Raw genomic sequence first — 17,133 nt, 5'->3', positions numbered from 1 at the left:
TTTTATCTCTTTATCTTAGATCTTGCTTTTAAATCCTTGCTTGGATTGTGTATCTGCTCAAGATCAGCGAAAATAGCGCCCATTCAAATTTAATGCTCAGAAGGCTTACTTAATCCAGCCTTCTTGAAACCAAAGAAGATACTTATTCATGTCTAATGCCGAGTTTATAAAGGAAGTCGATCAAAGACGTACCTTTGCGATTATTTCTCACCCTGATGCGGGTAAAACCACCATTACTGAAAAGCTGTTGTTACTGGGTCAATTGATTCAAACAGCAGGTAGTGTGAAAGGCCGTAAGGGCGATAAACATGCAACCTCAGACTGGATGACAATGGAGCAACAGCGTGGTATTTCAATTACCTCATCTGTGATGCAGTTCCCTTATCGTGATCGCATGGTTAACCTTTTGGATACCCCTGGACACGAAGATTTCTCGGAAGATACGTATCGTACTTTGACTGCTGTTGACTCGGTATTGATGGTGATTGACGGCGCGAAAGGTGTCGAGGATCGTACCATCAAGTTAATGGAAGTGTGTCGTTTACGTGATACACCAATTCTAACTTTCATCAACAAAATGGACCGAGATATCCGTGATCCAATTGAGCTTTTGGATGAAGTGGAAGAAGTGCTAAAAATTAAGGCTGCACCTGTTACTTGGCCAATTGGTATGAGTACCTTCTTTAAAGGGGTTTATAATTTATATACTGACACCATTCATGTATATGAAGGTGGTCGTGGCCATAAATTAACGGATGATGTACAAATTCAAGGTATCGAGTCTGATGAAGCGAAAGCACATCTAGGTGATTTGTATGATGACTTCTTAGATGAAATTGAACTGGTTCGTGGTGCGAGCCATGAATTTGATCATGATGAATACCTTGCTGGCCGTATTACTCCTGTTTTCTTTGGTACTGCATTGTCTAACTTTGGTGTACGCGAAATGCTGGATGGCTTTGTTAAATGGGCGCCAGCGCCTAGCCATCGTGCCGCTAAAACACGTGATGTCGATGCTCGTGAAGAGAAATTCTCTGGTTTTGTCTTTAAGATTCAAGCGAATATGGACCCGAAACACAGAGACCGTGTTGCCTTTATGCGTATCTGTTCTGGTACCTATAATCGTGGCATGAAGATGAAGCACTGTCGTTTAGGGAAAGATGTTAAGGTAACGGATGCCGTATCTTTCACAGCTGGCGATAGGGAAGGGGTAGAAGAAGCTTTCTCGGGCGATATTATCGGTTTACATAACCATGGTACGATTCAGATAGGTGATACCTTTACTTCGGGTGAAGAGCTTAAGTTTACGGGCATTCCTCATTTTGCCCCTGAACTATTTCGCCGAGTGCGTTTGAAAGACCCTCTTAAGATGAAGGCCTTGCAAAAAGGTTTGCAGCAGTTATCAGAAGAAGGTTCAACCCAGTTATTTATGCCGCAAATGAATAATGACCTTATTGTTGGTGCCGTGGGTCAGTTACAGTATGAAGTTGTTGCTTACCGTCTTAAAGATGAGTACAAGGTAGAGTGTTTGTACGAACCTGTAAATGTGGCAACAGCCCGTTGGGTTGACTGTGAAGATGATAAGATCTTTGAAGAGTTTAAACGCAAAAATGTGGCTAACCTAGCGATTGATGGTGGCGGGCATTTAACTTATATTGCACCTACTAGAGTTAATCTTATGATGGCCGAAGAGAAATGGCCTGACGTGCGTTTTAGATCGACACGTGAACATTAAATGAAGTGATTAGTCTAGTTGGCTAATTGAAGCGCTTCACTGGAGTAGTAATGACAGTACAATCTGTAGAACCCTTTGAGTTTACTCATGCAGCAGCAAGTAAACTTAAAAACCTAATTGAAGAAGAAGAGAATAATCGTTTGATGTTACGTGTTTATGTAACGGGTGGTGGCTGTTCTGGATTTCAGTATGGTTTTACCTTTGATGAAGAGTTTCAAGAAGATGATACGACTGTTGAGCGTGAAGGCGTAAAAATGGTGGTTGACCCTTTAAGTTTCCAATACCTTGTTGGTTCTGAAGTGGATTATCAAGAAGGGCTTGAAGGGTCTCGCTTCACGGTGAAAAATCCGAATGCTAGCTCAACTTGTGGTTGTGGTTCGTCTTTTAGTATTTAGCTTAATAGACCGAAATTGTGACCTAGAAAAGCCGTATTTTATGACGGCTTTTTTTGTTTTTAAACCTGTAAAAAAGGCTGTTTAGGGAGGGTGAGATGAATGTTGGAGAAAGGCTTTATCAGCTAAGAAAAAATAAAAAAATATCTCAGCGTGAACTCGCTAAACGAGCAGGCATGACTAATAGTGCCATCTCTATGATAGAGACGAATAAAGTGAGTCCGAGTATTAGTTCTCTTGAAAAGGTATTAGCGGCATTAGCCGTGCCTTTATCCAGCTTTTTTGATACTTCACAAGCGGACGAGTTAGATTATCAGGTGGTATATAAAGAAGATGATTTGCTAGATGTCAGCCATGATCAAGTGAGTAAACAGCTTGTAGGTAAACACTTCATAAAAGAACGGGCTATGTGTGCGACAGTCCAGCGTTATCCTGCTGGTGCTATCAGCGATGTGGAAGAAAACGCCAAGTTAGCAGAAAAGACAGGCTACCTGATAAAGGGTAAATTGGTTTTAGATATAAAAGGAAAAAAGCACTCACTGGAGGTGGGCGATAGTTTTTATTTTGAGTCTCACTTGCCCCACAAAATTATTAATCATACTTATACAGAAGCTTTAATGTTTTGTGTGGCTGCAACTGCAAAAAGCTAACGTTACTTTCTAGTTAAAGCAATATTAGTTTTACGTTTTGATATTGGCGATATAGACAGCGCCTAGACCGGCTTCGCCTAATAGAATTATTTTGATTAAGTCATTGTTGCAGCGCCAAACCCTTAAACCACTAAAAAAGTGATTTTCTGGTAAGTTCTTAAATTTAGTTTTATCCCGCATGTTATTTAAAATTGGTAGAGTTTGATTCTCGTCCCCATCTTGATCAAGAAAATAATGGTTATCAGTATTGACGCTCTCTAGGAAGCGACCATTGTATGGGCTAGGAATAACCTCTAGCTGAATGGGTTCTATCTCAGGTAAAGGCCAATGGTTGGCTGCTTGGGTAAACCTAGCCACTCTTAACTCCAAGTAAAACTTAAATTGTCTTCCTGCTGTGCTGGTAACAGGCATGACAAACTTATAGTTAAGTATGTCTGTAGGGCAGGGTTTTACGCCAAGTCCATAGTGGTTTTTGTGGCGTGGAACTGTGTTTGGCGGTTGCTGTAGTGCTAAATGCCACTTGTTGTGGCCAAGATCTAATTCATCGAGCGAATAAATCGGCACTAGAGTTTTATTTAGGTGTTGGATTGCTGCTTGTAACAAGCTGGCTTCAATGCTCATGTTAGCATCAAGCTTAGTGTAAGCCTCGCTTGTAAGATTAACTTCAACAGCATGGTTTGCTGCGTCACTTAAAAAAACGCTATCAGCATCTGGTTTTGTGGCATGCTGGTTTGAACGGGCTCTAATTTTAACCTTGTCATTTGCTTTTGCATGCATTTTTTCAAGGGCTTGAATAAATATCACGACATTAATCCTAATAAAAAGCTAATGGGTAATATTGTTATCGGCACTTGTTGATTAAAGTTTAATCAGTCGGTATGGGGTAGGAGAAGAAGACTGGTGAAGGTATCACCAGTCTTACTAAAAACTAGCGTAGTAGATTTGAAAGCTTAGGGTTTGGTTCTAATGCTTTGCGGTAAAAAAGGGCTACTTTACCAATAGTTTGTACAACTTCACATTTCATGATTTTGCTTGTTTCTGCAATAAGATCACTGCGAACTTCACGGTCCATGATGCTAAAACGTACTTTAATGAGTTCGTGATCTTCAAGAGCGCGATCAACTTCAGTTAATACGGCTTCTGTTAAACCATTACCTGCAATCATAACAACAGGGTTTAATGCGTGACCAATAAGTCTATATTGCTTTTTTTGAACGTTGGATATGCTCATATTTTAATTTTCTCATGTTTAGTTACTCCTCTTTGATGGAGGCTTTAGAGGTTAAGATATATTATAACGGAATATTGTTGAATTTAGGTATGAAGAAACCGTGGCAAGATCAAAAAGTAGTGAAAGCTGGATGAAAGAGCATTTTGATGACGTTTATGTAAGGCGTTCTCAGCAAGATGGCTATCGTTCACGTGCTAGTTATAAATTAATTGAGATAAATGATAAGGATAAGTTGCTTAAATCTGGCATGAAGGTGGTAGATTTAGGTGCAGCGCCAGGTGGTTGGTCTCAAATCGCGGGGAGATTGATTGGAGACAAGGGTAAAGTTGTTGCGTCAGATATTTTAGAAATGGCACCTTTGCCAGGTGTAACCTTTGTTCAAGGGGACTTCACAGAGGATGATGTTTATCAAGAAATCCTAAAAGCGATAGGAGATGAGCATGCAGATCTTGTAATTTCAGATATGGCCCCCAATATGAGTGGTAATAGCGCTGTTGATCAGCCGCAATCCATGTATTTGGTGGAATTGGCTTTAGATATGGCCTCACAAGTTTTACGACCTGGCGGAAATTTTTTAGTAAAAGTTTTCCAAGGAGAGGGCTTTGATGAGTATTTAAAGGCAATGCGCGGCATGTTTGCTAGTGTTGTAACACGTAAACCTGATGCTTCTCGTGCGAGAAGTAGAGAAGTTTATTTGTTAGGTAGACAATTTAAAGGGTAAATTAGGGATGGGCTTAGAGCTGGTATATACTTGCTGAAGGTCATTTATTCAAACGTTAAGAGGTGTGCTCTTGAACGATATGCTTAAAAATATTCTGTTGTGGTTAGTAATCGCAGCCGTTTTATTAACTGTATTCAAAAATTTTAATACCACGACTGAAACAAGCCGTATGACTTATTCGTCATTCGTAAACTCAGTGCAGGACGGCAATATTGCGCGTGTTGTAATTGATGGTTATACCATCAGTGGTTCCGACAAAAATGGTGTGCCGTTTGAAACTGTACGCCCAGCAGCAGCTGATCCAAAAATTATGGATGATCTGTTGAGTAATAATGTGGTTGTTGAAGGGCGTATGCCTGAGCAGCAAAGCATTTGGACTCAACTGCTTGTTGCGAGTTTCCCTATTTTGCTTATTTTGGCCATTTTTATGTTCTTCATGCGCCAAATGCAAGGTGGCGGTGGCGGCAAAGGCGGCCCTATGGCATTTGGTAAGTCTAAGGCGAGATTGTTGCCTGAAGATCAGATCAAAACCACCTTTGCTGATGTTGCTGGTTGTGATGAAGCAAAAGAAGATACTAAAGAGTTGGTCGACTTCTTGCGCGAGCCAAGCAAATTCCAACGCCTTGGCGGTAAAATTCCTCGTGGTATCTTGATGTGTGGACCGCCAGGTACAGGTAAAACCTTGCTAGCGAAAGCGATTGCAGGTGAAGCCAAAGTGCCTTTCTTTACCATTTCCGGTTCAGACTTTGTTGAAATGTTTGTTGGTGTCGGTGCTTCTCGTGTTCGTGATATGTTCGAACAAGCTAAGAAACACGCTCCTTGCATTATCTTTATTGATGAAATTGATGCTGTTGGCCGTAACCGTGGCTCAGGCATGGGTGGCGGTAATGATGAACGTGAACAAACATTGAACCAATTATTGGTTGAAATGGATGGCTTTGAAGGTAACGAAGGTATTATCGTTATTGCTGCTACTAACCGTCCTGATGTATTGGACCCTGCTTTGTTACGTCCTGGTCGTTTTGACCGTCAAGTTCAGGTTGGTCTGCCAGATATTCGTGGCCGTGAACAGATTCTTAAAGTGCATTTGCGTAAAGTGCCTTGTGATGAAGATGTGAATCCAAAAAATATTGCTCGTGGTACACCAGGTTTCTCTGGTGCTGATCTTGCGAACTTGGTTAACGAAGCGGCACTGTTTGCTGCACGATCTAACCGTCGTTTGGTTAATATGGAGCAGTTAGAACTAGCTAAAGATAAAATCCTCATGGGTGCTGAACGTAAGACCATGGTGATGAAAGAAGATGAGAAGCTAAACACGGCTTATCATGAAGCTGGTCACGCTATCATTGGTTATTTGATGCCTGAGCACGATCCTGTGTATAAGGTAACGATTATTCCTCGTGGACGTGCTTTAGGTGTGACCATGTATCTTCCAGAAGAAGATAAGTACAGCATCAGTAAACGTGGTTTAGAATCACAAATTTGTAGCTTGTATGGTGGACGAATTGCCGAAGAAATGATTCACGGGTTTGATGGTGTATCAACAGGTGCCTCTAATGATATTGAGCGAGCAACAAGTATTGCCCGTAATATGGTTACTAAGTGGGGTTTATCTGCTGAACTGGGTCCATTTGCTTATGAAGAAGATGATAATAACGGTGGTTTTATCGCAACTTCAACTGGCAGTAAAGCTAACTACTTCTCACCTGAAACAGGTATGCGCATTGATGCAGAAGTAAAAGATATTATTAGTACTTGCTACCAGAAAGCGACACAAATCCTAGAGGACAACCGTTCTAAGCTGGATGTGATGGCTGATGCTTTGATGCAATATGAAACTATTGATGCTAAGCAAATTAAAGAGATTATGGATGGTAATAAGCCATCTGCGCCAGAAGGTTGGTCTGACTCTAATGGTGATGAGCCAACTGCTGGCGGTAATGCACCAAAAGAGACTGTTGATCTAAATACTGGTGAAATTAAAGATGAAAATGGTTTTACGGATGCGCCTGATGCGGCAAATCCTAAAACTAGCGGAGAGAGCTAAGCGCTCTCTTTGCTTATCTGTTTAAACTGGTTTTTATTTAAGAGAGATAGGGAGCCTGATGGCTGTTACTATTTTTGGGGATAAGTCACTCGACTTATCCCGTCCTCAGATCATGGGTATCTTAAATGTTACCCCTGATTCCTTTTCCGATGGCGGATCATTCTCCAACCTTGATGATGCTCTTTTTCAGACCCAGAAAATGCTGTCTGAAGGTGCCTCAATTATTGATGTTGGTGGTGAGTCGACAAGACCTGGCGCATCTCCTGTTTCATTAGAAGAAGAGTTGGGCCGGGTAATACCTGTTGTTGCAGCTATTAAATCTCGCTTTGATGTTGTTGTATCTGTAGATACTAGCTCAGCTCAGGTAATGACTGAGGGTGCAAAGCAAGGAGCTGGACTAATTAATGATGTACGTGCTTTAACGCGTGATGGTGCATTGGACGCTGCTGTGGAGACAGGTTTGCCCGTATGTTTAATGCATATGCAAGGTAGCCCTGAATCAATGCAGATGAATCCAAACTATTCTGCAGTTTATAACGAAGTTATTAGCTTCTTGTTAGAGAGGGCGAGGGTTTGTCAGGCATTAGGAATGAAGCCTGAGCAGATACTGTTGGATCCAGGTATCGGTTTTGGTAAAACCTTAGAGCATAATCTTGAGCTGTTAAATAATATCGACCAAATTTTAAGTCATGATTTTGATGTGCTGATTGGTGCTTCACGAAAAAGCATGATAGGTCAGGTGTTGAATGCAGACGTTCAAGATAGATTGTTTGGCACTTTAGGTGCCCATGCTGCGGCTTTTTCAAAGGGCGCAAGTATTTTTAGGGTGCATGATGTGAAACCTCACCATGACATGCTAGAACTCATGTATCGAATTAAGAGAGAAGAATAAATGCGTAAATATTTTGGCACAGATGGTATTCGCGGCAGAGTCGGTGAAGGTGCGATTACTCCTGAATTTATGTTGAAACTTGGCTGGGCAGCAGGGCAAGTATTTAAAGAGTATGGTAAAAAAGTTGTAATCGGTAAGGATACTCGTATTTCTGGTTATATGTTTGAGTCTGCTTTAGAGGCTGGTTTGGTTGCAGCTGGTGTTGATGTGCGTTTAGTTGGACCTATGCCGACACCTGCTATTGCTTATCTTACACGTACTTTTCGTGCAAGTGCGGGTATTGTAATTAGCGCATCTCACAACCCTTATACAGATAATGGTATTAAGTTCTTTTCTGCTGAAGGCACAAAATTGTCTGATGAGATAGAAGAGAAGATAGAATATTACGTGGATCAGCCTTTAGTTGTTGTGCCATCTGATCAGATAGGGCGTGCTAAGCGTATTGATGATGCAGCTGGTCGTTATATTGAATATTGTAAAGGTACTTTCCCAATTGGGTTGCAGCTTAATGGTCTTAAAATAGTGGTTGATTGCGCTGATGGTGCAACTTATCACATTGCGCCGAGAGTGTTTACTGAGCTTGGTGCTGATGTCATTGTTCTTGGTGATAAGCCTGACGGTCTAAATATTAATGAGAATAGTGGTGCAACCAAGCCGGAGTTAATGCGTGAGAAGGTATTAGAGGAAAAAGCTGATATTGGGATTGCGTTAGATGGCGATGGCGATCGTTTGATCATGGTTGATGCCGATGGTGAAGTGCGTGACGGTGATGATGTACTGTACGTTATTGCAAACCATTTAAGAAATATTGGTAAGTTCAGTGGTGGCGTAGTTGGTACTCTGATGAGTAATTTTGGTCTGGAGCTAGCTTTTTCAGAACAGGGGATAGGTTTTGGGCGTGCTTCTGTTGGCGATAGGTTTGTGAATGAAAAATTAACTCAGCTTGGCTGGGTGTTGGGTGGTGAACCTTCTGGCCACATTGTCTGTCGTTCAATTACAACTACTGGTGACGGTATAGTTGCTGCTCTGCAAGTTTTGCAAGCAATGGTTGAAGAAGAGAAAACTTTGACAGAGCTCTTGCAAGGCTTTAGTAAATTCCCTCAAAGGCTAAAGAATATCCGTGTAAAAACACGCTTTTCACCTGCAGAAGTGCCTCAATTGCAGCAAGCAATTGCTCTGGCCAATGAAAAGTTAAATGGTTCGGGAAGAGTCTTGTTGAGGGCTTCAGGAACCGAACCTTTGGTTCGCGTTATGGTTGAAGGTGATGATTCAGCCTTGGTTGATGAGTTGGTTGAATCTTTAGCGAATGAAGTAGAGGCGTACTCAAAAGCGCTTTAATTTCTTAATTTGCTGAGACTTCTTGGTTAAAAAATAAATCATATTAAACAAATACTTGAAAACAAGGCGGCATTTCATTAGAATTGCCGCCTCAAAATAAGAGGTGCAAGAATGGCTCGCCAAAAAATTGTTGCAGGAAATTGGAAGATGAATGGTTCTTCGGAATCAATTAATCAGCTTGTTGTTGGCTTAAACGCTGCAATAGAAAATGCTCCTGTGGAAGTTGTGGTTGCTCCATCTTTCCCTTATTTAGCGCAAGTGGATAACTTGTTAGAGAAAAGCTCTATCAAAATGGCTTCTCAAAACGTATCCGAGCAAGGCTCTGGTGCATTTACTGGTGAAGTAAGTATCTCAATGTTGCAAGATTTTGCAGTAGATTATGTTTTGATTGGGCATTCTGAGCGTCGCTCGATTTATGGTGAAACAGATCAGGTGATTGCTGAAAAAGCGAAAGCGCTTTTAGCAACTGAGCTGACTCCAGTTCTCTGTATTGGAGAAAGCCTTGAGCAGCGTGAGCAAAACATTACTTTAGATGTGTGTTTTTCTCAAATTGACGCTGTGCTAAACCTTGTTGGTGTTAATGCGTTTGAACAAGTCGTCATTGCATATGAGCCAGTTTGGGCAATAGGTACAGGACTTTCTGCTTCTGCTGAGCAGGCTCAAGAAGTGCATAAAGCAATTCGTGAGCACATTGCTAAATCTGATGAAGTAGTTAGCGAAAAAGTAAGAATTATTTATGGTGGTAGCGTAAAAGCGAGCTCAAGCTCTGACTTGTTCGCTATGCCAGATATAGATGGAGCCCTTGTTGGGGGTGCATCTTTAAAAGTTGAAGAATTTATTGGTATTGTGAAATCTGCAGGTTAAATGATGGAAGCTTTGGTTTTAGTTGTACACGTGTTAGCTGCTATTGCGATTATTGGTTTGGTGTTACTGCAGCAAGGTAAAGGTGCTGATGCCGGAGCTTCTTTCGGTGGTGGTGCTTCGCAAACTGTGTTTGGTAGTCAAGGTGGCGGTAGCTTCTTTGGTAAGCTGACAGCTTTATTTGCATTAGTATTTTTCTTAACAAGTTTTGGTCTTGCTTATGTGGCAAGTCAGCAAGCTAAGCAAGTTTCTGGTCAATTAGACTTTGTGCCTGCTGTTGAAGAAATTCAAGATACAGTAACTGTTCCTGATTTGGCTGAGCCTCAAGCTGGCAATTCAGATGTTCCTGTAGTTGAGTAAACTTACCTTTTAATAGGTTAAGTTTTGGTATGCCGATGTGGTGGAATTGGTAGACACGCCACCTTGAGGGGGTGGTGGCCTAAGGCTGTGCCGGTTCGAGTCCGGCCATCGGTACCAATGTTGATTTGTAGTGATTATGTGTGTATGATGTGCACACTTTGACGCGGGGTGGAGCAGTTTGGTAGCTCGTCGGGCTCATAACCCGAAGGCCGTAGGTTCGAATCCTGCCCCCGCAACCATTGTGTATTGATCTTTCTAAAGGGGTCTGTTTACACAAAAGAATTCCAACTTGCTTGATGCTAAATCTCAAGTAAGACAATGAGTTAGATTATTCTGATTCATTTGAAGAACCCCTTTATGGGGTTTTTTGTTATCTGGATATAATAAAATGGGCCTAGAGCCCGTTTTTTGTTTCTGAACTTTGACATTTGTTAAATCGGAGAAAGTGATTGTCTAGCAAAGATACTATATTAGAGGGCTTTATTCGTCCTGTAGTAGAAGGACTTGGCTACCGTTTTTGGGGGTTGGAATATATCTCTCAAGGTAAAGATTCGGTGTTAAGAGTGTTTATAGAGAGTGACTCTGAAAATGGCACTGATATCGAGGATTGTGCCAAAGTTAGTCGACAAGTGAGTTCTATCTTGGATGTTGAGGACCCAATTACTGGTGAGTATAGCCTTGAGGTTTCATCACCTGGTCTTGATCGTCCATTATTTGATTTGACTCAATTTGAGGAATACATCGGAGCGATAGTGTCGCTGCGTTTACGTGTGCCATTTGATGGGCGACGTAAGTTCAAAGGTCAGTTGACAGCCGTTGAAGGGGAAGACGTTGTATTGCGTGTAGATCAAGAAGAGTACCTGTTACCAATTGATCTAATTGATAAAGCCAACGTTGTTCCAGTATTTTAATTTACCCTTTAAAGAGAGGCTAAAAGGATGAGCAAAGATATTCTTTTGGTAGTGGAAGCAGTTTCCAACGAAAAAGACGTACCAAAACAAGTTATTTTTGAAGCAGTTGAAATTGCTTTAGCAAGTGCCGCTAAACGCCGTTTTGAAGAAGAAGCAAAAATTCGAGTTGCAATTGACCAGCGTACAGGTGATTACACCACGTACCGTCAGTGGGATATTGTTGCAGACGAAGATTATGCTCAACCTGCCCATGAACTTACCATCGATGACTCAGTAGAGCAGAACCTAGGTTTGGCTATTGGTGAAATCTTCGAAGAAGAAGTTGAATCAGAAGCATTTGGTCGTATTGCAGCGCAAACGGCTAAGCAAGTGATTGTACAAAAAGTTCGTGAAGCTGAACGTGCAAAAGTTGTTGCTCGCTATAGCGAAAAAGTTGGCAAGCCGGTTCACGGTCAAGTTAAAAAAGTAACACGTGATAGCTTAATCGTAGATTTAGGTGAGAATGCAGAAGCTGTATTGCCAAAAGATCAGCTGATTTCACGCGAAACTTTCCGCATGAACGATAGAATTCGTGCTTTGTTGCTTGAAATTCGTGATGACAGTCGTGGCGCTCAATTAATTCTATCTCGTAACGATCCTGCTTTCATGGTTGAACTTTTCCGCCTTGAAGTGCCAGAAATTGCTGAAGAGATGATTGAAATTCGTGGTGCTGCTCGTGACCCAGGTCTACGTGCAAAAATTGCGGTTAAAACAAATGATCGTCGTATTGACCCTATTGGTGCTTGTGTTGGTATGCGTGGTGCACGTGTACAAGCTGTTTCTAATGAATTAAACGGTGAGCGTGTTGATATTGTGCTTTGGGATGATAATCCAGCTCAGTTAGTTATCAATGCAATGTCGCCTGCTGAAGTTGATTCGATTGTTATTGATGAAGACACTCACTCAATGCAAGTGGCTGTTAGTGCCGATAACCTAGCTCAAGCAATTGGTCGTAACGGTCAGAATGTTCGTTTGGCTTCTAACCTAACAGGTTGGCAGTTAAATGTAATGACAAGCGATGATGCTGTCGCAAAACAGCAAGAAGAATCCGATAAGCTTATTAATCTTTTTGTGAATAACCTTGATATTGATGATGACCTAGCTGGTCAGCTTGTCGATGAAGGCTTTGCCACATTAGAAGAAATTGCTTATGTGCCAATGGAAGAAATGCTTGATATCGATGATTTTGATGAAGATCTGGTTAACGAACTTCGTTCAAGAGCAAAAGAAGCCTTATTAAACTTAGCGCTACAAGCTGAAGAGCAGTTGGAAGAGGCTGCACCGGCTGAAGATTTGCTGACAATGGAAGGTATGGATAACCATCTGGCATTGGTATTAGCGTCTAAAGGCATCTGTACAATGGAAGATTTGGCTGAGCAGTCTGTTGATGACTTAGTTGATATTGAAGAAATCAATGAAGAACGCGCAGCGTCACTAATCATGACAGCCCGTGCACCTTGGTTCGCTGAATCTGAATAAATCTGAGTAGAATAAAGGGGGAACTTAATGACAGTTCAAACCGTAAAAACACTATCCGAGCTGGTGAATACACCAGTAGAGAAGCTGCTGACTCAGATGAAGGAAGCAGGGTTGCCACAATCAAGTGAAAGCCAAGAAGTTTCAGACGCAGAGAAACAAGTGCTATTGAAACACCTTCAACGTGCGCATGGTGGTGATGAGTCTGGTGATAAATCGTCTCAACGTATTACTTTGCAACGCAAAAAAACCTCTACCTTGAAAGGTGGCGATAATAAAACGGTAAACGTAGAAGTGCGCAAAAAACGCACCTATGTGAAGCGTAATGATATTGAAGATGAGGCTGCTAAGCAGCAAGAGCTGTTGGCGCAGCGTCAAGCTGAAGAGCTGGCAAAGCAAGCTGCTGAAGAAAAAGCTAAGTTAGCAGCAGAAGAAAAAGCACGCCAAGAAGCAGAAAGAAAAGTAGCAGAAGAAAAAGCGGCTGCTGAAGCTGCTGAGGCTGAGCTAAAAGCGAAACAAGAAGCTCAAGCTGCTGCTAAGAACTCATCGGACGGTAAGAATTCCAACGTAGGAGCGAAAGAGTCCTTGGAACCTGTAAAACAAGCTAAACCAGCACCGAAGAAAAACCATCATATGACTGCTGATAAAGAACCTTCAAAAGGTAAAAAAGCAGCGCCGCAAAAACAAGACGGTAAAGGTAAAAACCGTTTCGGTGCTGATAAAAAGCGTGGTAATAAAAATATCATGGGTGACGATGAGTTCGGTCGTCGCAATAAGCTTGGTAAGAAAAACCGTAAAGCGGCTCCTCAAGAGCACGGTTTCCAAAAACCAACTGCACCAATTGTGCATGAAGTTGCCTTGCCAGAAAGCATTACTGTTGCTGACTTAGCTGAGAAAATGTCAGTTAAAGCAGCTGCTGTTATCAAAATTATGTTCAAAATGGGTGCTATGGCGACCATTAATGAAGTAATTGACCGTGATACAGCAACCTTGGTTGTCGAAGAGATGGGTCACACTGTTAAGTTCCTTGATGAGAACGCAGTAGAGAATGACATCATCGAAGCGATTGACTACAAAGGTGAAGAAATTAAGCGTGCACCAGTTGTAACTGTAATGGGTCACGTTGACCATGGTAAAACATCGCTACTTGACTACATTCGTACGACACGAGTAGCAGCGGGTGAGTCTGGTGGTATTACACAGCACATTGGTGCTTACCATGTAGAAACGCCTCATGGCATGATCAGCTTCTTGGATACTCCTGGACACGCGGCGTTTACTTCTATGCGTGCTCGTGGTGCGAAAGCGACAGATATCGTTATCCTAGTATGTGCTGCGGATGATGGTGTGATGCCACAAACAATTGAAGCAATTCAACATGCTCGTGCTGCTGAAGTGCCTATGGTTGTTGCTATTACTAAGATTGATAAAGACGGTGCAGACCTTGATCGTGTTAAAAACGAGCTAGTTGCACAAGAAGTTGTACCTGAAGAATGGGGTGGCGATGTTCAGTTCGTTGGTGTATCTGCTAAGTCTGGTGAAGGTATTGAAGAGCTTCTAGAGGCGCTATTGCTTCAGTCTGAAGTACTAGAGCTAACGGCTGTACCAAGTGCTCCTGGTAAAGGTGTTGTGGTTGAAGCGCGTCTAGATCGTGGTCGTGGTTCAGTTGCTACCTTGCTTGTACAAAATGGTACCTTGAAGAAAGGTGACATTGTATTGGCGGGTCTTCAAATGGGTCGTGTACGTGCTCTTCTGGATGAAAATGGTAAGCCAATTGAAAGTGCTGGCCCTTCTATTCCAGTTGAGATCTTGGGTCTTGATGGTACACCTGATGCTGGTGAAGAGTTCTTGGTTGTATCTGACGAGCGCAAAGCACGTGAAGTTGCTAACTTCCGTCAAGGTAAATACCGTGAAGTACGCTTTGCTCGTCAATACTCAGCTAAGCTAGAAAACCTATTCTCTGAAATGGGTAAAGACGAAGTTCGTACATTGAACGTTGTTTTAAAAGCTGATGTTCGTGGTTCTCTTGAAGCCTTGAATAAGTCTTTACTTGACCTAAACACTGATGAAGTACGTGTAAATATTATTTCAAGCGGTGTAGGTGGTATCACTGAAACAGACGCAACACTAGCTTTGGCTTCTGATGCGGTAATCTTTGGTTTCAACGTACGTGCTGATGCATCAGCTAAAATCTTCATCGAACGTGAGTCAGTTGATCTAAGATACTACAGCGTAATCTATAACATCATTGATGATGTTAAGCAGGCGCTATCTGGTATGTTGTCTCCTGATCTTCGTGAAGATATTAAGGGTACTGCTGAAGTTCGTGACATCTTCCGTTCACCTAAATTCGGTCTTATTGCCGGTTGTATGGTTGTTGAAGGGACGGTTTACCGTAACAAGCAAATCCGTGTATTGCGTGATGATGTTGTTATTTATGAAGGCGAACTTGAGTCACTACGTCGCTTCAAAGATGCAACTAATGAGGTTAGCAAAGGCATGGAATGTGGTATCGGTGTGAAGAACTATACCGATGTTAAAGTTGGCGATAAGATCGAAGTCTTTGAGACTGTCGAAGTCGCTCGTTCTTTGTAAGAGGCTAAAATGGCAAGCGAATTTAGTCGTACTAGTCGCATAGGAGACCAGCTTCAAAAAGAGCTGGCTTCTATTATACAGTTTGAAGTGAAAGATCCTCGTTTAGGGATAATCACTATTAATGAAGTCAGAGTAGCTAAGGATCTTGGTTACGCTGACATTTATTACACTGTGTTAGGAATGGATGATAAGCCAGAAAAGCTGGCAGACAGCCAAACCGCACTAGACAGTGCTAGTAATTTTTTACGCCGCCGTGCATCACAGGAAATTAAACTTCGTGTGATGCCTCAGTTACGTTTTCATTATGATGATAGCGTAGTGAATGGTGCAAAAATGTCTGCCTTAATTGATGAAGCAATTAAAGCAGATGCTAAGCATAATCCAGAAAATGACAGTGAATAAACTGCTTAAGATCTAGGTTAGAAGTAAAATGGTAAAACGTACATGGCGACCAGTACATGGGGTCGTCTTACTGAATAAACCTTTAGGCTTAAGCTCAAATCAGGCTTTGCAAAAAGTTAGACGTTTATTTCAAGCTGAGAAAGCGGGGCACACTGGAGCCCTTGACCCTTTGGCAACAGGTATGTTGCCATTGTGTTTTGGTGAAGCCACTAAATTTTCTCAGTTCTTATTAGATGCTGATAAACGTTATATTACTAAGGTGTCGCTTGGGGTAAGAACAACCACAGGTGATGCTGAAGGTGATGTGTTAACAACAGAGCCTGTGCCTGATTTAACGGATGAAGCATTGGAAACCATACTAGATCGTTTTCGTGGCGATATAGAGCAGATTCCTCCTATGTATTCAGCGTTAAAGCATGAAGGTAAACCTCTTTATGAGTATGCTCGACAAGGTATTGTTATTGAGCGTAAACGTAGAGCGGTTACTATTTCTGATCTTACTGTTTTAGAAAGGTCGGAAAATAGTTTAACCCTAGATATTTCTTGCTCGAAAGGAACCTATATTCGCACTATTGGTGAGGATGTGGGTGAAGCATTAGGTTGTGGTGCACATTTATCAGCATTACACCGAGTTTCATCAGCAGGTTATGATCCACAAGATATGCTTACCTTGGAAGAGTTTGAGGCAATGGCTGAAGCTGGTTATCCTGAATTGGATAAACATTTATTGCCAATGGACTCTGCCGTTATGCATCTTAATAGGGTAGAATTGTCCGCGGCTGATGCTAGGGACATTCTTTTTGGTCGTGCATTGGCCAATGACACTGAGTTTGAAGAAGAAAGTTTAGTGCGTTTATTCGCGCAAGCTGATCAAAGGTTCTTTGGCTTAGGGCAAATTCGAGGTGAATTTATTAAACCTCACAGATTAATAAATACGAGTGAAGAACAGGGCTAATTCCGTTTTTTACTGTATCTAGGGTGCCTGAAAATATGCTCGGCCATCCTATATTTTTAATAGCATATTATATCGGAGATAAGATAATGGCATTAACTGCAGAATCAAAAGCAGCATTGGTAAAAGAGTTTCAAGTAGCTGAAGGCGATACAGGTTCACCTGAAGTTCAAGTTGCTTTGTTGACTAAGAATATCGAAGGTCTACAAGGTCACTTTAAAGCTCATATCCATGACCATCATTCTCGTCGCGGTCTTATTCGCATGGTAAACCAACGTCGTAAGTTGTTGGACTACCTTAAGCGTAAAGACGCAGCACGTTACACTGGCTTGATCAAAAAGCTAGGTCTACGTCGCTAAGACTGAAGAAAGGCCATAGTTTACTATGGCCTTTTTTTTAGCCTAAATTAGATAGTTTCATCCCCAAGGGACAGCCTGTACTTCAAATTATTTTTTGCAAAAATTAAATTTAACCCTAGATTTGATTGAGAAATAATCTGAGTACTGGCTCTAAAAGAATGTCTTTGGGTGA

At 41.7% G+C, this 17,133-nt stretch carries 17 protein-coding genes and 2 tRNA genes; 17 read left to right on the top strand and 2 right to left on the bottom strand.

From position 1 onward, the window contains the following. The first annotated feature begins 148 nt into the window (after positions 1-148). The 3 genes from TW85_RS08610 (at position 149) to TW85_RS08600 (ending at position 2,777) form a co-directional block, all read left to right on the top strand. Positions 149-1,735, top strand: a complete 1,587-nt coding sequence (locus TW85_RS08610; protein ID WP_046016692.1) for a peptide chain release factor 3 — start codon at positions 149-151, stop codon at positions 1,733-1,735. A 50-nt stretch (positions 1,736-1,785) separates the two neighbouring features. Further along, positions 1,786-2,130 carry an iron-sulfur cluster insertion protein ErpA gene (gene erpA / locus TW85_RS08605; protein WP_046016691.1) on the top strand — a complete coding sequence of 115 codons (345 nt, stop codon included), beginning with the start codon at positions 1,786-1,788 and terminating at the stop codon, positions 2,128-2,130. A gap of 95 nt (positions 2,131-2,225) precedes the next feature. Then, complete coding sequence (locus TW85_RS08600) at positions 2,226-2,777, top strand: helix-turn-helix domain-containing protein (RefSeq protein WP_052702032.1); 552 nt, start codon at positions 2,226-2,228, stop codon at positions 2,775-2,777. Positions 2,778-2,807: 30 nt separating this feature from the next. Here the strand turns inward: TW85_RS08600 and TW85_RS08595 are convergent, their stop codons facing one another. Then, positions 2,808-3,581, bottom strand: coding sequence for a hypothetical protein (locus TW85_RS08595; RefSeq protein WP_046016690.1), 774 nt, complete (start codon positions 3,579-3,581; stop codon positions 2,808-2,810). A 124-nt stretch (positions 3,582-3,705) separates the two neighbouring features. Further along, a complete protein-coding gene (locus TW85_RS08590; protein WP_046016689.1) occupies positions 3,706-4,008 on the bottom strand; it encodes a YhbY family RNA-binding protein in 303 nt (100 codons plus the stop codon). 100 nt (positions 4,009-4,108) lie between these two features. On the opposite strand from TW85_RS08590, the gene rlmE reads away from it, so the two are divergent. From rlmE to rpsO, 14 genes are all read left to right on the top strand, one after another. Next, positions 4,109-4,729, top strand: coding sequence for a 23S rRNA (uridine(2552)-2'-O)-methyltransferase RlmE (rlmE, locus tag TW85_RS08585; protein ID WP_046016688.1), 621 nt, complete (start codon positions 4,109-4,111; stop codon positions 4,727-4,729). A 70-nt stretch (positions 4,730-4,799) separates the two neighbouring features. Further along, positions 4,800-6,776, top strand: a complete 1,977-nt coding sequence (gene ftsH, locus TW85_RS08580; RefSeq protein WP_046016687.1) for an ATP-dependent zinc metalloprotease FtsH — start codon at positions 4,800-4,802, stop codon at positions 6,774-6,776. A gap of 58 nt (positions 6,777-6,834) precedes the next feature. After that, a complete protein-coding gene (gene folP / locus TW85_RS08575) occupies positions 6,835-7,668 on the top strand; it encodes a dihydropteroate synthase (protein WP_046016686.1) in 834 nt (277 codons plus the stop codon). Next, positions 7,669-9,006 carry a phosphoglucosamine mutase gene (glmM, locus tag TW85_RS08570; protein ID WP_046016685.1) on the top strand — a complete coding sequence of 446 codons (1,338 nt, stop codon included), beginning with the start codon at positions 7,669-7,671 and terminating at the stop codon, positions 9,004-9,006. Positions 9,007-9,117: 111 nt separating this feature from the next. Continuing rightward, positions 9,118-9,870: a triose-phosphate isomerase gene (tpiA, locus tag TW85_RS08565; protein ID WP_046016684.1), complete on the top strand. Its 753-nt coding sequence runs from the start codon at positions 9,118-9,120 to the stop codon at positions 9,868-9,870. A 3-nt stretch (positions 9,871-9,873) separates the two neighbouring features. Continuing rightward, positions 9,874-10,227 (top strand): preprotein translocase subunit SecG, encoded by a 354-nt coding sequence (secG, locus tag TW85_RS08560; RefSeq protein WP_157196909.1) that lies wholly within the window; start codon positions 9,874-9,876, stop codon positions 10,225-10,227. Between the two features lie 31 nt (positions 10,228-10,258). Further along, positions 10,259-10,344, top strand: a tRNA-Leu gene (locus tag TW85_RS08555). A 45-nt stretch (positions 10,345-10,389) separates the two neighbouring features. Continuing rightward, positions 10,390-10,466 (top strand) — tRNA-Met (locus TW85_RS08550). Between the two features lie 210 nt (positions 10,467-10,676). Continuing rightward, complete coding sequence (gene rimP, locus TW85_RS08545) at positions 10,677-11,138, top strand: ribosome maturation factor RimP (protein ID WP_046016682.1); 462 nt, start codon at positions 10,677-10,679, stop codon at positions 11,136-11,138. Positions 11,139-11,165: 27 nt separating this feature from the next. Next, on the top strand, positions 11,166-12,656 hold the full coding sequence (gene nusA / locus TW85_RS08540; protein WP_046016681.1) for a transcription termination factor NusA: 1,491 nt from the start codon (positions 11,166-11,168) through the stop codon (positions 12,654-12,656). A gap of 27 nt (positions 12,657-12,683) precedes the next feature. Next, the gene (infB, locus tag TW85_RS08535; protein ID WP_046016680.1) at positions 12,684-15,248 is read left to right on the top strand and encodes a translation initiation factor IF-2; all 2,565 of its coding nucleotides are present in this window, start codon (positions 12,684-12,686) and stop codon (positions 15,246-15,248) included. Between the two features lie 9 nt (positions 15,249-15,257). Beyond that, on the top strand, positions 15,258-15,650 hold the full coding sequence (gene rbfA / locus TW85_RS08530; RefSeq protein WP_046016679.1) for a 30S ribosome-binding factor RbfA: 393 nt from the start codon (positions 15,258-15,260) through the stop codon (positions 15,648-15,650). Between the two features lie 28 nt (positions 15,651-15,678). Continuing rightward, positions 15,679-16,605 carry a tRNA pseudouridine(55) synthase TruB gene (gene truB, locus TW85_RS08525; protein WP_046016678.1) on the top strand — a complete coding sequence of 309 codons (927 nt, stop codon included), beginning with the start codon at positions 15,679-15,681 and terminating at the stop codon, positions 16,603-16,605. An 86-nt stretch (positions 16,606-16,691) separates the two neighbouring features. After that, positions 16,692-16,961, top strand: coding sequence for a 30S ribosomal protein S15 (rpsO, locus tag TW85_RS08520; RefSeq protein WP_009835750.1), 270 nt, complete (start codon positions 16,692-16,694; stop codon positions 16,959-16,961). The last annotated feature ends 172 nt before the right edge of the window (positions 16,962-17,133 follow it).

This window comes from Marinomonas sp. S3726 (genome assembly GCF_000967665.1).
Classification (GTDB): Bacteria; Pseudomonadota; Gammaproteobacteria; order Pseudomonadales; family Marinomonadaceae; genus Marinomonas.
The sequence above is the reverse complement of the archived record's forward strand: the minus strand, read 5'-3'. Positions and strand labels throughout refer to the sequence as shown.